The sequence below is a fragment of the Rhizobium acaciae genome (genome assembly GCF_025941625.1).
In the GTDB taxonomy this organism is placed as follows: domain Bacteria; phylum Pseudomonadota; class Alphaproteobacteria; order Rhizobiales; family Rhizobiaceae; genus Rhizobium; species Rhizobium acaciae.
Window position 1 is genome coordinate 84518 of sequence record NZ_JAPCZO010000009.1, and the last position, 22277, is coordinate 106794.

Sequence of the window (22277 nt, forward strand, 5' to 3'; positions counted from 1 at the left end):
GCATATAAGTGATAACATACAATGCTAGCGGCGTAACTGAAAATACTGAGGTGGAACTTTGAAGAACCAGACCGCAATCATCGTCGGCGGCGCTTCCGGGCTCGGATTGACGACGGCCAAACTGATGATCTCGCATGGGGCGACCAGGATCGGGCTCATCGATCGTAATGAGCAGTTGCTCGGCGTCTCGGCCGATGCGCTTCGCGCCCTCGGCGCCGAGGTGGCGACCGCCGCTGCCGACATTTCCCGGGCGGAAACGGCTCATCGCGGGTTTAATGAGCTTGTCGGCAAGCTCGGTCGGATCCACGTGCTCGTCAACAGCGCCGCGATCTATCCGAGACGCCCTATCCTCGAGATCACCGACGAGGAATGGGACCTCGAAAATGCGATCAACGTGAAGGGTACCTATCATATGATGGTGGCCGCCGTTCTTCATATGCGCCAGCACGTGAACGCGCCTGCGGTTACGGGGCGGATCGTCAATGTGACCTCGGTCGATGCTTTCAAGGCCCATCCCCAGAATGCGCATTATGCCGCAACCAAGGCGGCTGTCGTCAGCCTGACGAAATCCTTTGCCCAGGAATGCGCCAAGGACCAGATCCTTGTCAATTCCGTCGCTCCTGCCGGTTTCGCGACGGATCGCGCCAAGGAGCTCGGATTCCTCCCGGAGCTCGCCAAGGCCAGCGCGCTTGGCCGCGCGGCCGAGCCGGTCGAAATGGCGGAATGGATCGTCATGATGGCATCGAGCCGCAACACCTATGCCACCGGCGAAAACGTCGTCGTCAGCGGAGGCTATATCTATGTCTGATCCGCTGCCCTATCGGGTCGCCGTGGTTACCGGTGCGACGAGCGGCATCGGTCGCGCCACCGTCGGCAAACTACGCGAAATGGGGCTGACGGTTTATGCCGTCGGCCGAAACGCCGAGGCGCTCGAGGAACTGGCGCGGGAAAGCGGGGCGAAGCCGCTCCGTGCCGATGTGCGCGATACCGCCGAAATCGTCAAGCAGCTTCACGGAACAGACGTCGACATCCTGGTCAACAATGCCGGCATTCTCTCGACACGGGCGACATTCAGCGAGATCGAGCCGTCCGAGATCGATGCCATGATCGACATCAATCTCAAGGCGCCGATGCATCTGACCCGCGCATTCCTGCCTGCTATGGTCGAGCGAAAGCGCGGCCACTTGATCTACATCGGTTCGAGCGGCGGCCAGGCGCCCTATCCGAACATGGCGGCCTACGGCCCGTCGAAGGCCGGGCTCAGCCTGTTTTGCGACAATCTGCGCTGCGACCTGCTCGGGACCTCGGTTCGAGTGACCGAGGTGGTACCGGGCCGAGTCCAGACGGAGCTCTATCGAACCGCCATGGCGGGCAACCAGGCGCGGACACTCCTTTATGACGGCTACCGTCCGATACAACCCTCTCACATCGCCTCGATCATCTCGAACGCCATCGAGCTTCCCGTCTTCGTCGACGTCGCCCGAATTGAGGTCTTCCCGACGGACCAGGCGACCGGCGGCGGAACCATGGTCAAATTCCCTGAGCAGTAGGCGGGCGTTCGCTCGTTTCGAAGAGGCCGCGGGCCGCCTCGACCATTGACTGCAGGTGATCGGGGTCGCGCACGCCCTGCCGGTAAAGCTCGATGATGATGTTCGCCGTTCGTTCGGCTTCGTCGCTGTCCTTTTCCACCTGATATTCGGATCTGATCTTGTCGAAGACCCGCTGGCAGATTTCAAGATCGCGGGAGTCCAGCGGTACCTGCGATCGGCTTTTGATCGTTTGAACCATCTCTATTCCCTCAGAAAGGCCTGCCCGGAATAGGGGCGGACCGGCAGCTGTTTTAGAAGTCCATGCCGGGGCCGGCCGGCATTGGCGGCGGCGCGTCCTTCTTGGGTTTCTCGGCGATCATGGCTTCCGTCGTGACGAGAAGACCGGCGATGGAGGCCGCATCCTGCAGCGCGGTGCGAACCACCTTGGCCGGATCGATGACGCCCTGCGCATAGAGGTCGCCATATTCGCCCGTCTGAGCGTTCCAGCCGTAGGAGAACTCGCTTTTCTCGCGCAGCTTGCCGACAATGACCGAGCCTTCCGCTCCGGCGTTTTCGGCGATCTGGCGAGCCGGCGCCTCGACCGCGCGGCGAACGATGTCGACGCCGACGCGCTGGTCGCCATTGGCGGTCTTGACATTGTCGAGCGCCTTGACGGCGCGCAGCAGCGCCACGCCGCCGCCCGGCAGAATGCCTTCCTCGACCGCCGCGCGGGTTGCATGAAGCGCGTCGTCGACGCGGTCCTTCTTTTCCTTCACTTCGACTTCCGTCGAGCCGCCGACGCGGATGACGGCAACGCCGCCAGCGAGCTTGGCAAGACGTTCCTGCAGCTTCTCGCGGTCGTAGTCGGAGGTGGTTTCTTCGATCTGCGCCTTGATCTGGGCAACACGGCCTTCGATGTCGGACTTGGCGCCTGCCCCATCGACGATCGTGGTGTTTTCCTTCTCGATCGAGACCTTCTTGGCTCGGCCGAGCATGTCGAGCGTGACGGATTCGAGCTTGATGCCGAGATCTTCGGAGATGACGGTGCCGGCGGTCAGGATGGCGATGTCTTCGAGCATGGCCTTGCGGCGGTCGCCGAAGCCGGGAGCCTTGACGGCAGCAATCTTCAGGCCGCCGCGCAGCTTGTTGACGACGAGCGTTGCCAGGGCTTCGCCTTCGACGTCTTCAGCGATGATGAGGAGCGGTTTGCTGGATTGGACGACGGCTTCGAGAACCGGGAGCATCGACTGCAGGTTCGAGAGCTTCTTCTCGTGAAGGAGAATGAAGACGTCTTCGAGGTCGGCGATCATCTTTTCCGGGTTGGTCACGAAGTAGGGGCTGAGATAGCCGCGGTCGAACTGCATGCCTTCGACGACTTCGAGCTCGGTCTCGGCGGTCTTGGCTTCTTCGACGGTGATCACGCCATCATTGCCAACCTTTTCCATGGCTTCCGCCAAAAAGTGGCCGATTTCGGCATCGCCATTGGCGGAGATTGTGCCGACCTGGGCGATTTCGGAATTGTTGGAGATCTTGCGGGCGTTGGCCTTCAGTTCCGCAACGATGGCGCCGACCGCAAGATCGATGCCGCGTTTCAGGTCCATCGGGTTCATGCCCGACGTGACGGCCTTGGCGCCCTCCTTGACGATTGCCTGGGCAAGAACGGTTGCCGTCGTGGTGCCGTCGCCGGCGACGTCGCTGGTCTTCGAAGCAACTTCGCGGACCATCTGGGCGCCCATGTTTTCGAACTTGTCTTCGAGTTCGATTTCCTTGGCGACCGAAACGCCGTCCTTGGTGATGCGCGGCGCGCCGAAAGACCTTTCGATCACGACGTTGCGGCCTTTCGGGCCGAGGGTCGCCTTCACGGCGTTGGCCAGTATGTCGACGCCACGCAGCATCTTCTCACGGGCTTCGGTGCTGAATTTGATTTCTTTAGCAGCCATGTCCTCACTCCTTTATAGGCAGCCAGAGCAATTCCAGGAAAAGTGCGTAGCGGTTTTCTGTCATGAAAGCTGAAGCGCTCCAGCATGGCGGATGTCCGCAGGGATCTCAGGCGGCCTGCTTCTTTTCGCCCTGGGTTTCGATGATCCCCATCACGTCGCTTTCCTTCATGATCAGCAGGTCTTCGCCATTGATCTTGATCTCGGTGCCGGACCACTTGCCGAACAGGATGCGATCGCCTGGCTTGACGTCGAGCGCCTGGATCTGGCCGGCATCGTTGCGCGCGCCGGGGCCAACGGCGATCACTTCGCCTTCCTGCGGCTTCTCCTTGGCAGTGTCGGGAATGATGATGCCGCCCTTGGTCCTTTCCTCTGAATCGAGCCGGCGGACGAGAACGCGGTCATGAAGCGGTCGGAACGACATGTCTTCCTCCATCGACAAACAGTGATGACGTTGTCCAAAGAGCATGATGCCGATAAGTGTTATCGGTTTTCGGACGACATCATGCTCTCAGTATATAATGTAGAACAGGATGATTTTAGGTCGACCCGGCCTAAAATCATCCTGTTCTAGCCGGACCGGATGACCAATTCGGGCGGGTGCGCAGGCTGGCGCGCGAGCCTTGCGAGAATGATTTGGTTCGATGGTTTTGCAATTCAAGAGGGGACGGAAGAAAAATTGGCACTCCCTGCCCGTGAGTGCCAACGCCTGATAGGGAACAGAAAATTGCCTCCCGCGTTCGAATAACGAAGGCGACGGCGTGGTGCCGGAGGTGAGTTCGAGCAGGATTGAGGCTTGAATCCGGATTTCGGCATTCCCAACTCTTTGATGATCGAGGCTTGCCTAAGCTCGGTCATCGTCCCACGTCTTTTTGGAGTGAGTGACATGGAAGAGAAGACCAATATCATCAAAGACCTCAGTATCGAGGAACGCGAGGAAATCCTCGTCGATATCGCTCGTACGCTGGAGGACACGGCGCGTGAGGCCTATGTCGAAGGCAACACGCAGTTTGCCGCACTTTCCAACAACATGGCCGAAGCGATCCGCGTCAACGCCGATGAACTCGCCCGCGATGATCCGGAAAATGCCGAGCTCATATTTCAGCAGGCGACGGCGATGATCTCGCAATTCGAGGCCGTACACCCCTATCGAATGGTGAGTATGGCCGTCCATTGATCGCCGGATGCGTGGCCCCGCCTCGATCCCCCGCTCGAATCAATCGCCAGCCACGCGGAACTCTCACTGTTTGCGAAGGTTATTGGATCACAACATCGAAAGGTGATCCATGACGACTTTCAAATCCAGCGTGCCGCCCGAGAGCGGCACCGACGACGCGCGGTCCGCCGATACAGAACGGGCCGAGACCGATCGCAGAAGGGCATTGGAAACTGCCCGACGCAACGCCAGCTCGGCATTAGATCGTGATAGCGGCACCGAAACCGAAACCCCAAGCCTGAAGCTTGCAAAGGAATATCTCAGCCTCGGCGGCCACCGCCGGTCCATGATCGACGACAACTTCATCGACGTTCGCCAATGGGATGAGGATCCGCCGGAGGCCGAACGGTTCTGGAAGGAACGGGTGGAGACGCTTCCAAAGGATCAACGCAAACAGGTGGAGGATTTTCTTCCAACCATCAACACGCCCTGAAAGGGCGGCCGAGCCGCTCTTCGGACAGCTCGTTCCAATGCGCGGAGCAGATCATGGCTATAGACAAGCACGAGCAGATACGCCAGCGCGCCTACGAAATCTGGGAGGCCGAGGGCCGCCCGGATGGTGCCGACCAGCGCCATTGGCTGCAAGCCTGCGACGAACTGGCCGGCGAGGATGAGCATGAGACGCTGCAGGACCTGCTCGATGAAGACGACAGGGATGATGCGGCACTGCTTCAAGGCGCCGGTGAGAGCGGCGATTTCGATCGGCCACGAGCGAGGCCTGTTCAGGCCGCCAGGGCTGTCGTGCCTGACATCGAGATGACGACGGGCGAAAAGCCTTCCCGGCGGAAGATCAGGAAGACCGAAGGGCCTTGATCGCCATGCAGCATCTCGATCATGCCATCCAGATCGCTCTTACGGCCCATGAAGGCCAGGCGGACAAGACCGGCCGGCCGTTTTTCGAGCACTGCCAGCGGGTAGCCCTTCTCGTTTCCGGCGAAGAGACACGAACGGTCGCCTACCTTCATGATGTGGTCGAGAAGGGCAGCGGCTGGACGCTCGACAGGCTCAGGGAAGAAGGTTTTCCGCCGGTGATCATCTCCGCGGTGAATGCTCTGACACGGCGGCCGGACGAGCCGGATGACGACTTCGTCGGACGTGCGGCATCACACCCGCTGGCCTTGCCCGTCAAACGGGCCGACCTCGAAGACAATCTTCGGCAGGCCGAACAAGCCGGCAAGCAAACGGAAAAATACCAGCGCGGCCTGGATCTTCTGCGCGACATCAGGAACGGACAATAGGAGCGCGGCTGCCACCAAGGTCGGCAATCGCGCGCAGGGCGCACTCCTCGGCTTCCATGTCATGTGCCAGGCGCGACCGCAACCTGGCCTCCGCTTGCAGCGGCGGAGGTCGTTGGCCTTATGCTTTGTTGGTAAACCACACCGTCGGCGCGCCGAGCACGCCTCCCGTGCGCATAGCCGTCTTCAACTCGTCCAGCTTGCTGAATGCTTGCGCCGCTTCAAGCGTGGCAAACTCGTGGGTGACGGTAATATCGTTCGGATTGTCGACGGCGCGATAAACGGCCTGCGCCGTCACCCCATTGGCCTTCTGCACCGGCGAAAAGGTATCATATATCTTGCGCCAGGCGGCGTAGTCGGAGACCTCGTGCCGCACGAATAATGTCGTCATGTCATCCTCCCGCGTTGCATTTCCAAGACTCGTTAAGATGTGTGTTACGATTGAACGAGGAACGTCATCGTCTCGGGCAAGACGCCGTCACTCGCCATCGCATCGGCCGCTGCCTTGGTCTGCATGAAGGCCATCAACTTTTCCATGTCTGCAACGTCCATGACCAAGCCGACGCGGTTGGAGTTTTGAGGATCTGTAAACGTGCGAATGTTCGTGACGCCGTTGGGTTCCAATACCTGTTTGCGGATGGGTGAAGCGAGCCAGTGTTTCGTGTCTTTGACGTCGTGGTAGATCATTATGGTAGGCATTGCGTCCTCCTCTCAAGGTTTCGGAAAAACTGAAAGCTGAGTATGCTGCTGCGCTTTGCCGGATTTCATTACAGCAATGTTGCGAAGAGTGGGTTTTTCTTATTCATTAGTTGATGGTGTAAATATAATTATTGAGTAATTCGAAAATATTATGCGACGGCGGCGTTGAGCGCGCATTGTTTTTTGAGAATAGCTTTGGTGCCGGTTCCGGAGTCAGCGAGCGTCATTGGCGCTAAGATATGATCGTGATGCCCGCACGGCGCCCATAGTCCCGCAGCTCGAGAAGGAGACCAGCATCCGCACCGGCGTCAATGGATTGAACGACGTCGAGCCGGTCCTCTGCCATGCGATCCTCGAAGAGGATGATGCATTGTTCGGGGTCGCACTGGCGGGACGTCCAGATCAACCCGTCGACGTCGGCGCGCGCCCGATGAATGGCTTCGGCCCACAGGATGGTCTCGCCATATGTCGACTTCGGCGTTTCGATGAGATCCGTTCGATTGAGTTTCCAGGCTTTCAAATCGGGTGCGAAAAGGCTTGCCAGCCGTAGATCACGCTTTGGCGCGATGACGCTCACCGTCCGCGCTTCGACGACGGCAAGCCGGACGGTCTTGAAAGCGGCGGCCGGTTCGATGTCGTGAAAGATCGACTCGAAGGCGGCCGCCTCTCTGCTCGTTGCCGCATAGAGCGTCGCGACACAATTGCCGTGCGCGTCGTTGAACGGTGCGAAGCGGGTCGGCTGTCCCTTGCAGGGATTGAATTGACCTGCCCGGAATGAGGACAGATGGCTTCGATGAAGCGCCGTACCTGCCTTGATCGTCCGGATGTTGATCGTTGGAAAAGGCGACGGCGGGACTGGCAGAGGAGGTTGGCTCACCCAGCGACCTCTTGCCGCTCGCGGGCCGCGGCAGCCGTCACCGTGTCGATATCGTCAAGCACGTCCATGGGCGCCTTGTCGTTCAGCCAGCCGTTCGTCGAGACGAACCAGAATGCGCGCTGCCATGGAGACAGGTTCTCCGGAAGGGCCGCAAGCGCCTTCTTGATCGCAGGATGCGGCCGTCCGTCCCGAAGCTGAAACGCCGGAAAATATTCGGTGCCGCGATGATGTACTGAAAAAATATCGCCGGCTTTCTTCCAGCGCGCCGCCGTCGCGTAGAGGTTTCTCGCGCTTGACCCCGCGCGGTTTCCGACCTCCGCGCTGGTGAGCTGTGGAACCTCAGCGATGAAGCGGTCCCGGAGCTCCAGATTGTCCGCTGCGAGCGCGCCGCGCGCCTCGCCAAGCTCATCAGGTAGGATAACATCCGCGAGTTTGTTGATCGCGTCTTCCAGCCGGCTCTCCTCCAGCGAGCCGCTGACGCGGACCATCGTCTGGAAGAAGGTCTTGACGGATCTGCGATGTCCTTCCGGGAGATCGGGTTTCAAGCGGATTACCACGGAATCCCCGACCGCGACATTTGCCATCGCCCTGGCGAGCTTGGCGAGTTCGGGGTCCGCGTTCTCAGGAAAAGCAGATCGATCGACGGCGAACTTCGTCAAGGTCTGCAGGAAGGCATCCGCGAACGCATCACGCAGAGCGTTTTCATCCGAGGTCCGTTCTGGGGCAACGCCTTTGCGCCGGCGGCCAGCCAATGGCACGGTTCGTCCCTCGTTGGCGGACGACCGGTCAATCATGAGAAATTCGGAAAAGAGAGCTTCGGTCATTTCGGCCACGTGAGATTGGTGATGAATATCTCAATATCACTTAAGTCATGCAAAGTCGATTGCAATGGCGAGTGTCAGGATGACCATAACCTCGCATATGCGCCCGTGAACAGATTTGATGGCAGGATCGATTTGACTTCCCAATATCGGTTGTCGCACCAATTGACGATCGGATACGCCTCGGCGCGTGAGACGACAGAGGTTTAGAATGATCGAACGCCAACCATTTGATCTCAAGGCCTATGGGCGCGACATCGGAACAAGGCCATGCTTTATCTGCGGCTTGGTCAGGAATGACCCTGCCTTCTTCCATCATCGCATTTTTGAAGACCACGAGACGATCATCTTCCTGAGCAAATATCCCACTCTACCCGGCTATTGCCTCGTCTGTCCGAAGGAGCACCGTGAGGAGCTGGCGCGGGACATGTCGACGGATGAATATCTTCGACTACAGCAGAAGGTGCACGTCTTGTCGCGCGCCCTCAAAAGCCTGTTCGACGCCGAGCGAATCTATGTGCTTTCGCTCGGCAGCCAGCAAGCCAATAGCCACCTGCATTTTCATGTCGTTCCCTTGCCCTCAGGTGTGCCGCTTGAAAAGCAGCAATACCACGCGCTGATGGCGGAGCACGGGGTTCTGCAGATACCCGACGATCTAATGGCACAGCTGGCGCAGCGCATTGCCGAAGCATACCGTTGCGAGCTGACCGCACGATAGTCAACCGCCTGGCCCGCGGTCGAAACCCGGAAGCCAGTGCTCCAAGCTACGTCCCGAGGGCGAATGCCGGCACCCGTAGGCCGTTCTCACGAAAGAGCCGCTCCACCTCGTCGAGCCGGGGGCAGGCGGGCGGGTTGTCGAGCGCTTTTGCCCAATTCTCGCGACTGGGCAGGGCCATCGCGGCGGTCACGAGCACGGTGGTTCCGGGGCCGATTTCACCGCGCAGCTGCGGCAGCAGGGTCTTGGCGTGGATGAGATTTGTGTTCGGTATCGGGCTCATCGCATGACCGGCCCTCCGATTGGGCGATAGATCGACGATCGCGCTGACGTCGGTCTGTCCGTACCAGACGGCCCGGCCATCGCCTACATCGGAGCGGTCGGCATTGAAATCCGCGCGTTCGATCGCAAAGCCGCCCTCGATGGTCATCAGGGCGCGTGGTGTGGCGATGCGGTGAATGCGGATGTGCCATGGGCTTTCGGGAAGCAGCCAGGTTTCGACCATGACATCGCTCCAGGGGCGCCAGCGTGAATAGAGCAGGTCGCCAGCGATCAACGCCTCTTCGAGAGTTTCCCGCATGCGGAAATGGACGCCGTCATCGGAGAGGCCGAGCATGCCGTCGAAGCTTGCGGCCGAAAAATTCCGGTCGTCGGCTTCGACGTTGAAGGCGTAGCGGGTGGAATAGACGAATTTCGAATATTTCTCGTTTGCGCCGAGCATCTTGTCGTGTTGCTGCCCTGAGGAGAGCACGACCACGTTTCCCGGCGTGTGCATGGCGACCATTCCCGCCGGTTTCAACGCAACCGGCTCCGGGAATTCCGGCTGCGGTGCCTCCTCGGCCGCCCAGAACGGATGATCCCCCGGAAGAGCCAGCGGCAGGAAGAATTTCAGCGCCCAATAGGGCGAACCGGGAGAGTTGTAGCTTTCGCTCATGAAGAGGTTCGGATAGCCGTAGCCGACCGAAAGAACGCCGTCGCGATCGGCAATCGGCATCGCCGACCACCAGCGGATATGGCGCATGTAATAGCCTTTGATCTCTGCCCAGGGCAGCGCTTCGACGCCGGCAAAGGCAAGCGCGCCCCAGAAACCGCCTGCCGCGAAGCGGTAGGTCTGGCTGCGGCCGAAGGCAAGGGCTGCGCCATCGGGGCCGAACCAGTGGCGGATATCGCTGGCGAAGATCTCGGCGCGATCGCGGAAGCGATCCTTGCGCGCCTCGTCGCCCTTGGCCAGCACCGCATAGATCAGGCCGTAGAAATGCATGGCGAAGGGAATGTAATGATCGACCCGCCGGACCGGCCCGTCGCGATACCAGCCTTCCCCGAGGTCGAAAGCCTCCGCTTCGTCGAGATAGGCGAGGGTTTTCCGGTGATCGAACGCCACGCTCACGCGTTCCAGCCCGAGATCGATGAGCACACGGAAGAATTTCCAGTTGTTGTCGATGAATTCCAGCTCGCGTGCTCTGAGAAGATAGGCAGCGACCGTCTTCTTTTCGCTGTCGTCGAGCGGTTCCCAGATGTGCTCGGGAACAAGAGCCAAGGCGAAGCCGACAGCTGCGAGCTCGACCAGCCGCTGATTGCGATCGGCAAGATCGCCCCAATATTCGGGATGAGCGGGATTGGTGCCGTTCGCCAGCCCGCGGAGATAGAGATCCCAATGCGGAAACGCGCCGCCGCCGGCAACGAGCGGAACGATCCCCCAGAGCGGCCGCGCAAATCCCTCCAGATCCGCCGCCGCCCGATCGAAGATCGCGCCGGCTGCACCGAGGCGCACACGGGCGCCGCCTTCGGAAAAATACGGCAGCAGCGGCTCGAACAGATCGATGACGGCCTTGGCGAGGTCGTCGCGTGTCTTCAGGGGATTGCCGAAAAGCGGATTGGCCCGGGCGGGATCATAAATCATTGTCAGGCTCGAAATTCATGAAAAACAGGATCGGCCGCGGGCAGATATTGCCCGCGGCCGTCGACATTTCTGGACGCCTACTTGATGGCCTTCACGCCTTCGGTCATTTCCTTCAGCCCGTCATCGACGGAGGTGCTGTCGGTCATGATCGCGTCATGCGCACGGTTGAGCACGACCTCGATCTTGGCGGCGTTCGGATTGACCGCCATCTCCAGGTAGGTTTTCGACGGCTTCAGTGCCTCCTTGCTGGCTGCATCCTCAGGAAAGCCGGGTGTTGCCGAGATCTGGGCGCTGACGTCATCCGTCTTGAGCGCAGGGAAGGTGCCCGTCGAGGCGATGACTGCCGCGCCCTCAGGGCCGGTGACGAACTTGATGAAATCGAGCGCGGCATCCTTGTGAACGGAATTGGCGTTGACTGCCAGGCCCGAGATCTGCGCAGCGGTCGTGCCGGTTGCCACGCCGTCGGGATGCGGGAACTTGACGATGCCCCAGTTCTTGCTCTTCGATTCACCCGATTTCACCTTGGTGATCTGGGTGCCGACGAACCAGGTTCCCATCGGCAGCATGCCGATCGTGCCGTTGAAGAAGAGCGCCGAATAATGTGTGTTCGACGTCTTCAGGAAGGCGTAGGAGGGAATTGCGCCATCCTTCTGCAGGGTGAGCGCCCTCTCGTACCAGGGCTTCAGGAAGCCGTAGTCGCCATCGACCAGTGTGTGTTTTCCGTCGAGGATGGCGGGCAGTTGAACGGTCGACCGCCAGGTATGCAGAAGCGCGCCGTAGGTCTTGTTGGTGCCCATGCCGCCCGAAAGCTTCTCGGCGGTCTCGTCGAACTGCGCCCAGGTCATGTCATTGGTGGGGTAGGGGACGCCTGCCTTGTCGAATATATCCTTGTTGTAATAGACGACCCAGAAGTCGGAGCGGAACGGCAGCGAATAGATCTTGCCGTCGATGGTCAGTTCCTCGATCAGGCCGCCATAGGGAGCCGGGTCGATTTTCTGATCCTTCACGAAGCCGCTGAGATCGGCGATGTTGCCGGCGCGCACCAGATTGGTGTAGCCCGGCACATCCTTGATGGTGACGATGTCGATATCCTTGGAGCCGCCGGTCAGCTGCGTCGAGATCATCTGCTGATAGTCCTGCGAGCCGAGATCCATCGGCTCGAACTTCACGTTGGGGTGCTTGGCCTGATAGGCCTCGATCAGCGGCTTGTAATAGGCGGTCTTGTCCCAGTCCCACAAAGCCCATTTGAGCGTCACGGCGTCCTGGGCAAGCGCTGCCCCGGCCGTCATCGCCGCCAAGGTGAAACCCGCCACGGCAAGTTTCACCGTCCCCCCGAATTTATCCAAATACATTCCCGTTCTCCTTCCCTGGATCATCTCTGGATCAGTTATTTTATGAAGCGTCTCGTCTATACGGTTCGTGGTGCGGCCGTGTTTCGTTTGGCAGGTCTAGAACCGTCACCGCCGCCCGATGGACGCCGAATGCGACGGCGAACATTCCGAGTGAAAAATTGAAGGTTGCGGGCATGAACACCGAAACCGGATAGAAGAGGATGTGCGCCAGCCAGAGGCTGGCGGTAAAGGCGAGCGCGGCAAGCGCCGGGAGCGGACGGATGACGGAGGCGAGCGCGGCGAGGCGCAGCAGCCTGAGAGCCGGCAGATCGCGCATCACCATCAAAACGAAGAGATGGCAGGCGAGGACCGCGACGAAGGCGGTGGCGACGAGCGCGATCGTCAGCGGTGCGCTCAGCAACAGATTGTCCCGCGCGCCGGCGCCATAGGTTGCGATCGCATAGAGGCAGACGGCAAGAGCGCCCGCCAGTGCCAGGCCCCAGGCGGTGGCGCGCCAGAAGTAGCGCAGAAAGGCTTCTGTGAAGTCCCTCAGCAGATAGGTGTTGCGGTCTTCCACGAGGGCCACCGAGACCCGGGCCATGGCGGCGAGCGCTGCCGGCAGCGTGACGACGAAGAGGGCGGCCAGGATGAAGAGGATGTTCAGCTTGACCATCTCCCACCACTCGCGGACGAGGATCTCGGCGAACAGGGCAAGGCCGGTCCTCTTCGGAGCATCCTTCGGAATGCCCGGCCCCTCCCTCGTCCACATGTCCCGCAACCACTGCATAGCCGTCTCCCGCAGGCGCCTCAGTATAGAATCGAGCGTTCCGTTTCCTTGTCGAACAGCTGCGCATTGGTCATATCGGCAACCAGCGTCGCCTCTTCGCCGATATCAGGCCGGTAGCGCGGCGAGACGCGGGCGATGAGATTGCGCCCGCCCGCCACCATGTTCAGGTGCACTTCCGAGCCCATGGGTTCGGCAAGTTCCACGACCGCCTTGAGAGGCGCCAGGTTCTCAGGTGCGATGTCTGCCGGCGGCAATTCGTGGAAATTCTCCGGACGGATGCCGAGCACCAGTTCGCGGCCCTCGTAGGGCGCGATCCTGCTTTTGTCGAAATGGGCAGGCAGCGGCAGTTCCCGGCCGTCGAAGACGGCGACGTAGCCGTCGCCCCGGCGCAGAATGGTCGAGGGCAGCATGTTCATCTGCGGCGCGCCGATGAAACCGGCGACGAACATGTTGACGGGACGGTCATAGAGGTTCTGCGGCGTATCCACCTGCTGGATATGCCCGTCCTTCATGACCACGATCCGGTCCGCCATGGTCATGGCTTCCACCTGGTCGTGGGTGACGTAGATGAAGGTGGCGTTGAGGCGCTTGTGCAGCTTGGTGATTTCCGAGCGCATCGTGCCGCGCAGCTTGGCGTCGAGATTGGAAAGCGGCTCGTCGAGTAGGAAGACCGCCGGATTGCGCACCATGGCGCGGCCGAGCGCGACGCGCTGGCGCTGCCCGCCCGAAAGCGCCTTCGGCTTGCGGTTGAGGAGATGAGAGATGTCGAGGATTCTGGCGGCGTCCTGCACCTGCGCGTCGATGAAGTCGCGCGACACCTTCCTGAGCTGCAGGCCGAAAGCCATGTTCTTGTAGACGGTCATATGCGGATAGAGCGCATAGTTCTGGAACACCATGGCGATATCCCGATCCTTGGAGGGAACGTCGTTCATGACGTCGCCGCCGATCTTGAGCTCTCCTCCCGATATTTCCTCGAGGCCGGCGATCATCCGCAGCGTCGTCGATTTGCCGCAGCCCGACGGGCCGACCAGAATGATGAATTCCTTGTCTGCGATCTCGAGGTCGATGTCGTGGACGACAGTGAGCGCACCGTAGCTCTTGTTCAGCTCTTTAAGCGAAATGCTGGCCATCGAGTTCTCCTGAATTCACCAATAGGAAGACCAACTGCGCGAAAGGCGCGTCAAAGCTTCCATGTAATAATAATCTCCCCAGGAGACGCATTCATCGACACCCTCGCCGCGGCACGTGTTGAACGGCGATTTCTTCGAATAGGTGGCGTGCAGCACCAGGCCGTTGGAGACGGTGGGATCCTTGACCGCATAATGATCCGATAGGCTCTTCATCATGCGCCGCGCCAGCATGCGATAGCGTGCAGCCGGTTCCGGTTCGACGAGATCTGCCATTTCCAGAAGGCCGCAGGCGGTGATCGATGCCGACGAACTGTCGCGCGGCTCGCCGTCGCCGTCCGAAAAGACGAGGTCCCAATAAGGCACCATGTCCGCCGGCAGCCGGTTGAGATAGAAGGCGAGCAGCCGGTCGAAGGTTTGGCGATATTCCTCGAGCCGCTCATAGCGATAGGAGAGCGCCATGCCCGCGATTGCCCAGGCCTGTCCGCGCGCCCACGCGCTATCGTCTTTGTAACCCTGTTTGGTGGCGCCGCGCACCGGCGCGCCGGTGACCGGGTCCATATAGAAGGTGTGATAGGTGGAATCGTCCGGCCGAACCGAGTTGGCGAGCGTGGTGCGGGCGTGAATGAGAGCGATCTCACGGTATTTCGGATCGTCGGTCTCGCGGCTCGCCCAGTAGAGAAGCGGCAGGTTCAGCAAGCAGTCGATGATGTAGCGGTATTCTTCCGCCACGCCCTTGCGGCCCCAGGCCTGGATGAACTGGCCGATGGGCTGGAAACGCTCGATCAACTGGTCGGCGGCCAGGATGGCGGCCCTGCGGCCATCCTCGTCTCCGACGAGCTTCCAGGCGGCAATGCAGGAGGGCGAATAGAGAAAGCCCATGTCGTGATGGTCCGTCTCGATGCGGTTCACGATCCGATGCAGGAACGACTGGACCTGGATCTGAGCGGCATCGCGGAAAACCGCCTCGCCGCTGTGCTCGAAAGCGAGCCACAGCTCGCCGGGCCAGAAACCTGCGGTCCATTGGTCGTTCGCCACCGCGGGATAGAAATTTCCGACGCTCGAATGGTTCTGCGAGGCATGGGTGAACTGGGGGAGGTTGCGCCTGATCTGCTCGACGGCAAGATCGAGCGCGGCTTTGACCTCCGGGTCGGTGATCGGCTGCGGGGCGACGGATGATACGGCGTTCATGGATTTAACCCTTCAGTCCCGTCGAGGCGATGCCCTCGACGAAGAAGCGCTGGAGAGAGAGGAAGACGACGAGAACCGGAATGAGGGCGACGACGGAGGCCGCCATGATGAGCCCGTATTCGGCCGAATATTGCGAGATGAACATGCGCAGGCCGATCTGGACGGTCTTCAGCTCGGTCTTGGTTAGATAGATCATCGGCCCGAGAAAATCGTTCCAGGTGGTGACGAAGGTGAAGATCGTCAGTGTCGAGAGCGCGGGCTTGGACAGCGGCAGCATGATGCGCGCCCAGATCTGATACTCGTTCATGCCGTCGATGCGGGCCGCCTCGCAGAGTTCTGTCGGGATCGACATGTAGAACTGCCGCATCAGGAAGACGCCGAAGGCGGTGAAGGCCTGCAGGCAGATCAGCGCCAGATGGGTGTTGTTGAGGCCGAATTCGCGCATCAGCAGGAATTGCGGCACCATATAGACCTGCCAGGGCATGGCGATGGTGGCGATGTAGCCGAGGAACAGGGTGTTCTTGTAGGGGAAATTCAGCTTGGCGAAGGCGTAGGCGGCAAAGCTGGAGGTCAACAGCTGCAGCAGCGTGACGATGATCGTCAGCTTCGACGTGTTGTAGATGAACAGGGCAAGCGGGATCTTCGTCCAGATATCGACGTAGTTATGCCATTGCGGCTCGGACGGTATCCACTCGATCGGGAAGGCGAAGACGTCGCGGCTGAGCTTCAGCGATGCCGAAAGCATCCAGGCAAACGGCATCAGCATGATCAGCGTGACGGCGATGACGATGGCGTAGATCGCGACCGATCTGACGGTCACCTTGCGTCCTGCGATCCTCATTCACCATCCTCCCTTTGGCGCCGAAACTGGAAGACGGTGACCGCAAGCACGAGGAAGAACAGCACCAGCGCAACCATGCTCGAATAGCCGAGATCCCAGGAAATGAAGGCCTCGTTGTAGATGTGGTAGACGAGGACGAGCGTCGAGGTGCCGGGCCCGCCCTGGGTGATCATGTAGATCTGGTCGAACACCTTGAAGGACTGGATCGTCAGCATCACTGTGACAAAGAAGGTCGTCGGCCCGAGCTGCGGCACGGTGACATGGATGAACTTCTGCCAGGAATTGGCGCCATCGAGATCGGCGGCCTCATAGAGCTCTGAATTAATCCCCTGCAGGCCGGCCAGGTAGATGACCATGTAATAGCCCATGTTCTTCCAGATGCCGAAGAGGATCACCGTCACCATCGCCCAATGGCGATCGGCTGCCCATCCCGGCATGTTTTTGGGATCGAGGCCGAGCGTGTAGAGGATCATGTTCACCGGTCCCATTTCGGGATTGAAGATCATGTTCCAGACGACTGCGACGGCCACCAGCGAGGCGACATAGGGGAAGAACATCGCCGTGCGGAAGAAGTCGCGCCCCGCGATCTTCTGATTGAGGAGAACGGCGAGGCCGAGCGCGCAGATGAGCGTCGCCGGCACGGAGGCGACCGTATAGATGACTGTGTTCCAGAACGCCGCGATAAAGGCCTTGTCATCGAAGAGCCGCCAGAAATTATCCAGCCCGGCGAATGTGATCGCATTCGAACCGTCCCAATGCATGAAGGCGAGCACGAAGGCGAACAGGATCGGGCCGAGCGTGAAGACGGCAAAGCCGATGAAATTCGGGGCAATGAAGGAATAGGCGACGAGCGCGCTGCGTATCCTGCGCTGGCGCTTGGACAAGACGGCGGCCTTTCGGCTTGGGATTGCCGGAGCACCATCCGTCGCGATGACCGAATTCGATAGGGACACCGATGCCTCCTCTTCCTCCCGCAACGACATAGCACATATCCGGTATTGGTCAAACAAGTTCTGAATAGATCATACGAATTTTATGGAAAGCGAAAAATACATATGATAGGTGAGCATGCAGACCAAACACCCATCGATGCTTTTCCGGTACGGGGAGAGACATGTTCAGCGAGATTTCAGGGGAGCTGCCGGATGTGCTGGGCGATTTCACGCCCAGGGCGGTCTGCTCCGATCGCGCCCGATGGAGCACTGTGCCGCAAGCGGTACGGGATCTGGTCATTCAGGAGGCCGAAGAGACGCTTGCACGCGCCTGGCCGCTGATTGCGGCCTCGGATTACCAGGAGTTCACCGCAACGGGCAACCGCTCGCGCTTCGAGGAGCTTTATTTCACGCGGCGGCGGATGCTGAACAATCTGGTGCTCGGTGAACTCATTGAAGGCAAGGCGCGGTTCCTGCCGAAGATCGTCGATGGCATCTTCCTGATCGCGGAGGAGAGCGGCTGGCAGCTTCCGGCGCATAACGCCTATGAACGAAGCGGCGCGCGCTTGCCGCTTCCCGACAATTCGCAGCCGGTCGTCGATCTCTTCGCCGCCGAAACGGCCGCCCTGCTTGCCACCATCGTCGCGTTGCTTCGCGACGAGCTCGACGGCATCAGCCCCGAGATTACGGCACGCGTAGAGCGCGAGATCGATATCCGCATCCTCTCGCCCTATCTCGGCCGGCATTTCTGGTGGATGGGCCGCGGCGAGGAGCGGATGAACAACTGGACGGCATGGATAAGCCAGAACGTCCTGTTGACGGTCTTCTCCCTGAAGACAGATCAGCTCACGCGCCACGCCGTCGTCAAAAAGGCGCTCGGCAGCCTCGACGCCTTCCTGAAGGACTATGCCGAGGACGGCGCCTGCGAGGAGGGCGTGCTCTATTACCGCCACGCCGCGCTCTGCTTGCATGGGGCTTTGACCATCCTGGATGGGGTGGCGCCGGGCCTGTTCGGCCGATTTTGGCAGCAGCCGAAGATCCGCAACATGGCCGAATATATTGCCCATATGCATGTGGCCGGCCGCTACTATTTCAACTTCGCGGATTCTTCCGCGGTGGTCGAACCCTGCAGCGCGCGCGAATACCTGTTCGGACAGGCTGTCGGCTCTGAGATGCTGGCTGAGTTCGCGGCAGCCGACAGGGCCACGTCCGGCAATCCGCACCTGCCCGGGGAATGGAACCTCTGGTATCGCGTGCAGGAACTGCTGGTCGGCCCGACGCCTTCCGCTGCCGCTCCGCCGCATCCTGCATCCCGGCGCGATATCTTCTATCCCGGCATCGGCCTGTTCATCGCCCGCGACGGCCAGTTTTCACTTGCCGTCAAGGGCGGCAACAACGGCGAGGGCCACAATCACAACGATGTCGGAAGCGTGACGCTTTACAAGAACGGCCGTCCGTTCCTGATCGATGTCGGCGTCGAGACCTATACGGCAAAAACCTTTTCGGCGCGGCGCTACGAGATATGGACGATGCAGTCGGCGTTCCACAACCTGCCGACATTCGAAGGCGTCATGCAGTCGGCCGGCGAAACATTCGGCGCGCGCGACGTCGAGGTCGAGTTTGGCGAGGAGCGCGCGCGCATATCGCTCGATATATCAGGCGCCTATCCCCCCGAAGCGCAACTGCACAGCTACCGCCGCGTCGTTTCCCTGCTGCGCGGCCGCCATGTCGAGATCGTCGACACCTATGACGGCGGCAAGCCGGCGGTCCTGTCGCTGATGACATGCCTGGCGCCGACCGTCAGCCCGGACAGGATCGACCTGGCCGACCTCGGCAGCATTTTTGTCGACGGCGCCGGCGAGATCGAAATCGACGAAATCGTCGTGGAGGACGCCCGGCTGAGATCGGCCTGGCCCGAGAAAATCTACCGGCTGCGCCTGCCGTTTGCCGGCAGGCTGCTGAGATTGCAGATCGTCTAGAACAGGATGATTTAGGCCGGGTCGGCCTAAAGTCTGAATCCTGTTCTAAATTAAAGAGTTAGAGCATGATGTCGCCCGAAAAACGCTCACACTTTTCGGCATCATGCTCTGGGGAGGGCGAGCATGGAAGTGACGCTGAAGATCGTGGATGCCGATGGGGCGGTGCTGGCGAGTTCCACAGGCCGGGACGAGACGTTCCTGGTCTATCGCCAGAGCTATCGCGAAGGCGATCGCGTGGTCGTGGAGGTCTCCGAGCCCGGGCATGTCTTCCTCTCCCTTGATGGCGCGATCCAACCCGGCCTGGTCTATATGAAGGAATGCGCCTATTCGCTCGCCGTGCCCTTCGGCGATAAGCACAAACCCTATTCGCCAAATGCCTTCAGGGGCGATATCCACCGGCTTTCAGCGCGAAGCACGCGGCCGGACGAGATCATTCATCGGCGCAATCTCGCCCTGAACCCCTGGGACGATCACGCCAATCGGGCTCTGTTTCCGCATGCGCGCGCCAATGTCGAGACCCGCGGCGAAGCGGTGTTTGCCGCGCGCAACGCGATCGACGGCGAAAAGGCCAACGATGATCACGGCTTCTGGCCCTATACGAGCTGGGGCATCAATCGCGATCCGCAAGCAGCGCTGACGGTGGAATTCGGCAGGCCGGTCAGGATCGACGAGATCGTTTTCTATCTCCGGGCCGACTTCCCGCATGATTCCTGGTGGGAAGAGGCCAGCATCACCTTTTCGAACGGCAAGACCTCCTGCTTTCCGCTGGTGAAATCGGGCGTCGCCCAGGGCTTTCCCATAGAGCCCTGCATCGTGGAATGGGTGGAACTGCACGGTCTGATCAAGGCCGAGGACGCCTCGCCCTATCCGGCGCTAACCCAGATCGAAATCTGGGGAACCGAGGCGCCGGAGACCGGGACGTCGCGGTTGCGGTCGAAGACCATTCCGGAAGCGCCGATGGGGGCGCTCGTCGACGACGCTTAGGGCGATCGCAGGTGATAGCATCTCTTTCTGCTTCGGTCGGGAACTGAGGCCAAGCATCAGCTGAGGAAACCGTGCCGCGCTTCCGCCGGACCGCCTGCCCATGCTAAGGAGGTCGGATGCGACTGCTTGTGGTGGAGGACAACAAGGATCTGGCGGCCTGGCTGGGTAAAGCCCTGCGACAGGCGCAATACGCTATCGACATTGCCCATGACGGCGAGGACGCGGAGCATATGCTCAAGGTGGCGGAGTATTCGGCAATGATCCTCGACCTGGCGCTGCCCAAGCTTGACGGGTTGACGCTGTTGAAGCGATTGCGGCAGTCCGGAAACAAGCTGCCGGTCATCATCTTGACCGCGAATGCGAGCCTGGACGGCCGTGTTGCAGGGCTTGACAGCGGTGCCGACGACTATCTCGCCAAACCCTTCGAAATCGCCGAGCTCGAAGCGAGGATTCGCGCAGTGGTCCGCCGCGGCCAGGACCGGGCATCATCCGAAATCACTGTCGGCAACCTGCGTTTCTCCGGCGGGGCGCGGCAGTTTTTTGTCGCAGGCGAGCTGCTGCAACTGACGCCGCGCGAATATGCCGTTCTTGAACAGCTCGTCATGAAGCTTGGCAACACAGTCTCGAAAGCCGCCCTTTCTGAAAGCGTGTTCGGTTTCGACGACGAGGCGGATCCGAGCGCCATCGAGATCTACGTCCACCGGCTGCGAAAGAAACTCGAGAGCAGTTCGGTTCAAATTGCCACATTGCGCGGGCTCGGCTACCTCCTCAGACATGTCCAGTAGCCTCGTCACCAAGATGGGCGCGACGGTCGCGCGGCTCAGCCGGAGCCTGAGGGTGCAGTTGCTCTGCTGGGTGCTGCTGACCCTGTTCGGGGCGATCGGCTTCAATCTTTACGACAGCTTCTGGACGGCTGACGCCACAGCAAAGCTGGTGACGGATCGAACACTTCTGGCATCGGCGCGTGTCATTGCCGAAGCCGTCCGCGTCGACGAGGGCGGCAATGTTCAGGTGGACGTGCCGCCTGCTGCGCTGGAGATGTTCGATACGGGCTTCGGCGACCGGGTATTTTACCAGGTCATCACCGTATGGGGCAGCCTGGTGAGTGGTCTTCCCGACCTGCCGTTGCCGGCCGTCCAGCAGGCAGGCGAGGATCGTGCGTTCCATGGCGCCGATGTGCGCGTCCTGATGCTCGACCATCCTGTCGTCGGCCTTCCCGATGACGGCACGATCTCCGTCACCGTCGCCGTTACGCATAACAGCCAGTATGCGATGCGAAGGCAGCTGTGGCTCTCAGATTTTTCGAAGCAGTTCGTGCTCGTCTTCGTCGCAAGCCTGGTGACCATCCTCGGGCTTCAGCGGGGCTTGGCGCCTGCTCTGAGACTGCGGGACGCCCTGCGCCAGCGCGGGCGCAACCGTCTCGATCCGCTGCCGCCGGAGATGGTGCAGAGCGAGCTGCAGCCTCTCGTTCACGCCCTGAACGACTACATGGAGCGCGTCCAGAACCAGATGGCCGCGCAGCGACGGTTCGTATCGAATGCTGCGCATCAACTGCGAACCCCACTGGCGCTGATTTCGACCCAGGCGAGCGTGGCGGCCCGCGAAGCCGATGCGGCTCGCCGCGACGAGGCGCTTGTCGCCCTTCGCACCAGCACGAAGCAGATTTCGCGTCTCGCCAGCCAGCTTCTGACTTTGTCGCGGGCCGAGCCCGGAAGCCGGCGCCCGCGCAACGATGCGGCCGACCTTACGAAGGCCGCCCGCGAGATCCTGGAAGCGCTTGCCGAAGAGGCGCTTAAGCGCAACATCGACGTCGGCCTGGAAGCCGTCCGCCCGGTCATTGTCGACGGCGACGCGACGATGCTGCGCGAGATGTTGGTCAACCTCATAGACAATGCGATCCGCTATACCCGCCCGAATGGACGGGTGACCGTCGCCGTTGGGCAGGCGCACGGCAACGCCGTGGTAACCGTCGAGGATAACGGGCCGGGAATTCCGAGCGGCGAGCGCGAGCAGGTTTTCGAACGATTCTACCGGATCATCGGGACCGAAGCCGAGGGGAGCGGTCTGGGGCTTGCGATCGTTCGGGAGGTTGTCGAAGGCGCCGGAGGTTCAGTCTCGCTCGATGATGCGGAAGGCGGTGGGCTCGTCGTGACGGTGCGGCTGCCGCTCGCTTAGA

General features: G+C 60.7%; 25 protein-coding genes. 11 read left to right on the forward strand and 14 right to left on the reverse strand.

All coding sequences use genetic code 11. The features are described from left to right. Window positions 1-58 precede the first annotated feature (58 nt). Together OLZ32_RS15975 and OLZ32_RS15980 are read left to right on the forward strand one after the other, a co-directional pair. Window positions 59-808 (forward strand): SDR family NAD(P)-dependent oxidoreductase, encoded by a 750-nt coding sequence (locus tag OLZ32_RS15975; RefSeq protein WP_264397215.1) that lies wholly within the window; start codon window positions 59-61, stop codon window positions 806-808. Beyond that, a complete protein-coding gene (locus OLZ32_RS15980) occupies window positions 801-1550 on the forward strand; it encodes an SDR family oxidoreductase (protein ID WP_264397216.1) in 750 nt (249 codons plus the stop codon). Before OLZ32_RS15975 ends, OLZ32_RS15980 begins: the two co-directional genes overlap by 8 nt. Here the strand turns inward: OLZ32_RS15980 and OLZ32_RS15985 are convergent. From OLZ32_RS15985 to OLZ32_RS15995, 3 genes are all read right to left on the reverse strand, one after another. Then, window positions 1531-1788, reverse strand: a complete 258-nt coding sequence (locus tag OLZ32_RS15985; protein ID WP_264397217.1) for a hypothetical protein — start codon at window positions 1786-1788, stop codon at window positions 1531-1533. The two genes, OLZ32_RS15980 and OLZ32_RS15985, sit on opposite strands and share 20 nt — an antisense overlap. A gap of 52 nt (window positions 1789-1840) precedes the next feature. Continuing rightward, entirely contained in the window at window positions 1841-3469 is a 1629-nt protein-coding gene (gene groL / locus OLZ32_RS15990; RefSeq protein WP_264421784.1) for a chaperonin GroEL, read from the reverse strand. Window positions 3470-3575: 106 nt separating this feature from the next. Then, complete coding sequence (locus OLZ32_RS15995; RefSeq protein WP_264421786.1) at window positions 3576-3890, reverse strand: co-chaperone GroES; 315 nt, start codon at window positions 3888-3890, stop codon at window positions 3576-3578. 462 nt (window positions 3891-4352) lie between these two features. Between OLZ32_RS15995 and OLZ32_RS16000 the strand changes: the two genes are divergently transcribed. From OLZ32_RS16000 to OLZ32_RS16015, 4 genes are all read left to right on the forward strand, one after another. Continuing rightward, window positions 4353-4643, forward strand: a complete 291-nt coding sequence (locus tag OLZ32_RS16000) for a hypothetical protein (RefSeq protein WP_003549836.1) — start codon at window positions 4353-4355, stop codon at window positions 4641-4643. Window positions 4644-4752: 109 nt separating this feature from the next. Then, window positions 4753-5115, forward strand: a complete 363-nt coding sequence (locus tag OLZ32_RS16005) for a hypothetical protein (protein ID WP_264397219.1) — start codon at window positions 4753-4755, stop codon at window positions 5113-5115. Window positions 5116-5168: 53 nt separating this feature from the next. Further along, window positions 5169-5495: a DUF2934 domain-containing protein gene (locus OLZ32_RS16010; protein WP_017991464.1), complete on the forward strand. Its 327-nt coding sequence runs from the start codon at window positions 5169-5171 to the stop codon at window positions 5493-5495. 5 nt (window positions 5496-5500) lie between these two features. Then, a complete protein-coding gene (locus OLZ32_RS16015) occupies window positions 5501-5920 on the forward strand; it encodes a metal-dependent phosphohydrolase (protein ID WP_264397276.1) in 420 nt (139 codons plus the stop codon). A gap of 118 nt (window positions 5921-6038) precedes the next feature. Here the strand turns inward: OLZ32_RS16015 and OLZ32_RS16020 are convergent, their stop codons facing one another. From OLZ32_RS16020 to OLZ32_RS16035, 4 genes are all read right to left on the reverse strand, one after another. Further along, window positions 6039-6308 (reverse strand): cyclase, encoded by a 270-nt coding sequence (locus OLZ32_RS16020; protein ID WP_264397220.1) that lies wholly within the window; start codon window positions 6306-6308, stop codon window positions 6039-6041. A gap of 44 nt (window positions 6309-6352) precedes the next feature. Continuing rightward, window positions 6353-6616, reverse strand: coding sequence for a hypothetical protein (locus tag OLZ32_RS16025; RefSeq protein ID WP_003549844.1), 264 nt, complete (start codon window positions 6614-6616; stop codon window positions 6353-6355). A gap of 232 nt (window positions 6617-6848) precedes the next feature. Then, entirely contained in the window at window positions 6849-7493 is a 645-nt protein-coding gene (locus tag OLZ32_RS16030) for an RES family NAD+ phosphorylase (protein ID WP_264421788.1), read from the reverse strand. Then, a complete protein-coding gene (locus tag OLZ32_RS16035; RefSeq protein ID WP_264421790.1) occupies window positions 7490-8317 on the reverse strand; it encodes a hypothetical protein in 828 nt (275 codons plus the stop codon). Before OLZ32_RS16035 ends, OLZ32_RS16030 begins: the two co-directional genes overlap by 4 nt. 208 nt (window positions 8318-8525) lie before the next feature. Here OLZ32_RS16035 and OLZ32_RS16040 point away from each other — a divergent pair, with 208 nt between their 5' ends. Then, window positions 8526-9032 carry an HIT family protein gene (locus OLZ32_RS16040; protein ID WP_017991461.1) on the forward strand — a complete coding sequence of 169 codons (507 nt, stop codon included), beginning with the start codon at window positions 8526-8528 and terminating at the stop codon, window positions 9030-9032. Between the two features lie 46 nt (window positions 9033-9078). Here the strand turns inward: OLZ32_RS16040 and OLZ32_RS16045 are convergent, their stop codons facing one another. The 7 genes from OLZ32_RS16045 to OLZ32_RS16075 form a co-directional block, all read right to left on the reverse strand. Then, entirely contained in the window at window positions 9079-10929 is a 1851-nt protein-coding gene (locus OLZ32_RS16045; RefSeq protein ID WP_017991460.1) for a DUF2264 domain-containing protein, read from the reverse strand. A gap of 77 nt (window positions 10930-11006) precedes the next feature. Then, window positions 11007-12281 (reverse strand): ABC transporter substrate-binding protein, encoded by a 1275-nt coding sequence (locus OLZ32_RS16050; RefSeq protein WP_003549851.1) that lies wholly within the window; start codon window positions 12279-12281, stop codon window positions 11007-11009. 40 nt (window positions 12282-12321) lie between these two features. Then, window positions 12322-13047 (reverse strand): YesL family protein, encoded by a 726-nt coding sequence (locus tag OLZ32_RS16055; RefSeq protein ID WP_017991458.1) that lies wholly within the window; start codon window positions 13045-13047, stop codon window positions 12322-12324. A gap of 20 nt (window positions 13048-13067) precedes the next feature. Then, entirely contained in the window at window positions 13068-14177 is a 1110-nt protein-coding gene (locus OLZ32_RS16060; protein ID WP_017991457.1) for an ABC transporter ATP-binding protein, read from the reverse strand. A 15-nt stretch (window positions 14178-14192) separates the two neighbouring features. Further along, entirely contained in the window at window positions 14193-15365 is a 1173-nt protein-coding gene (locus OLZ32_RS16065; RefSeq protein ID WP_017991456.1) for a glycoside hydrolase family 88 protein, read from the reverse strand. A gap of 4 nt (window positions 15366-15369) precedes the next feature. Further along, a complete protein-coding gene (locus OLZ32_RS16070) occupies window positions 15370-16206 on the reverse strand; it encodes a carbohydrate ABC transporter permease (protein WP_003562853.1) in 837 nt (278 codons plus the stop codon). After that, complete coding sequence (locus tag OLZ32_RS16075) at window positions 16203-17189, reverse strand: carbohydrate ABC transporter permease (protein WP_017991455.1); 987 nt, start codon at window positions 17187-17189, stop codon at window positions 16203-16205. Before OLZ32_RS16075 ends, OLZ32_RS16070 begins: the two co-directional genes overlap by 4 nt. Before the next feature lie 131 nt (window positions 17190-17320). Here OLZ32_RS16075 and OLZ32_RS16080 point away from each other — a divergent pair, with 131 nt between their 5' ends. The 4 genes from OLZ32_RS16080 to OLZ32_RS16095 all read left to right on the forward strand — a co-directional run bounded on the left by OLZ32_RS16080 (window position 17321) and on the right by OLZ32_RS16095 (window position 22276). Beyond that, on the forward strand, window positions 17321-19117 hold the full coding sequence (locus OLZ32_RS16080; protein ID WP_017991454.1) for a heparinase II/III domain-containing protein: 1797 nt from the start codon (window positions 17321-17323) through the stop codon (window positions 19115-19117). Window positions 19118-19240: 123 nt separating this feature from the next. Then, complete coding sequence (locus OLZ32_RS16085) at window positions 19241-20101, forward strand: hypothetical protein (RefSeq protein ID WP_003549865.1); 861 nt, start codon at window positions 19241-19243, stop codon at window positions 20099-20101. 116 nt (window positions 20102-20217) lie between these two features. Continuing rightward, a complete protein-coding gene (locus OLZ32_RS16090) occupies window positions 20218-20886 on the forward strand; it encodes a response regulator (protein WP_003549868.1) in 669 nt (222 codons plus the stop codon). Next, window positions 20876-22276 (forward strand): sensor histidine kinase, encoded by a 1401-nt coding sequence (locus OLZ32_RS16095; RefSeq protein ID WP_264421796.1) that lies wholly within the window; start codon window positions 20876-20878, stop codon window positions 22274-22276. The genes OLZ32_RS16090 and OLZ32_RS16095 overlap by 11 nt, the downstream gene beginning before the upstream one ends. The last annotated feature ends 1 nt before the right edge of the window (window position 22277 follow it).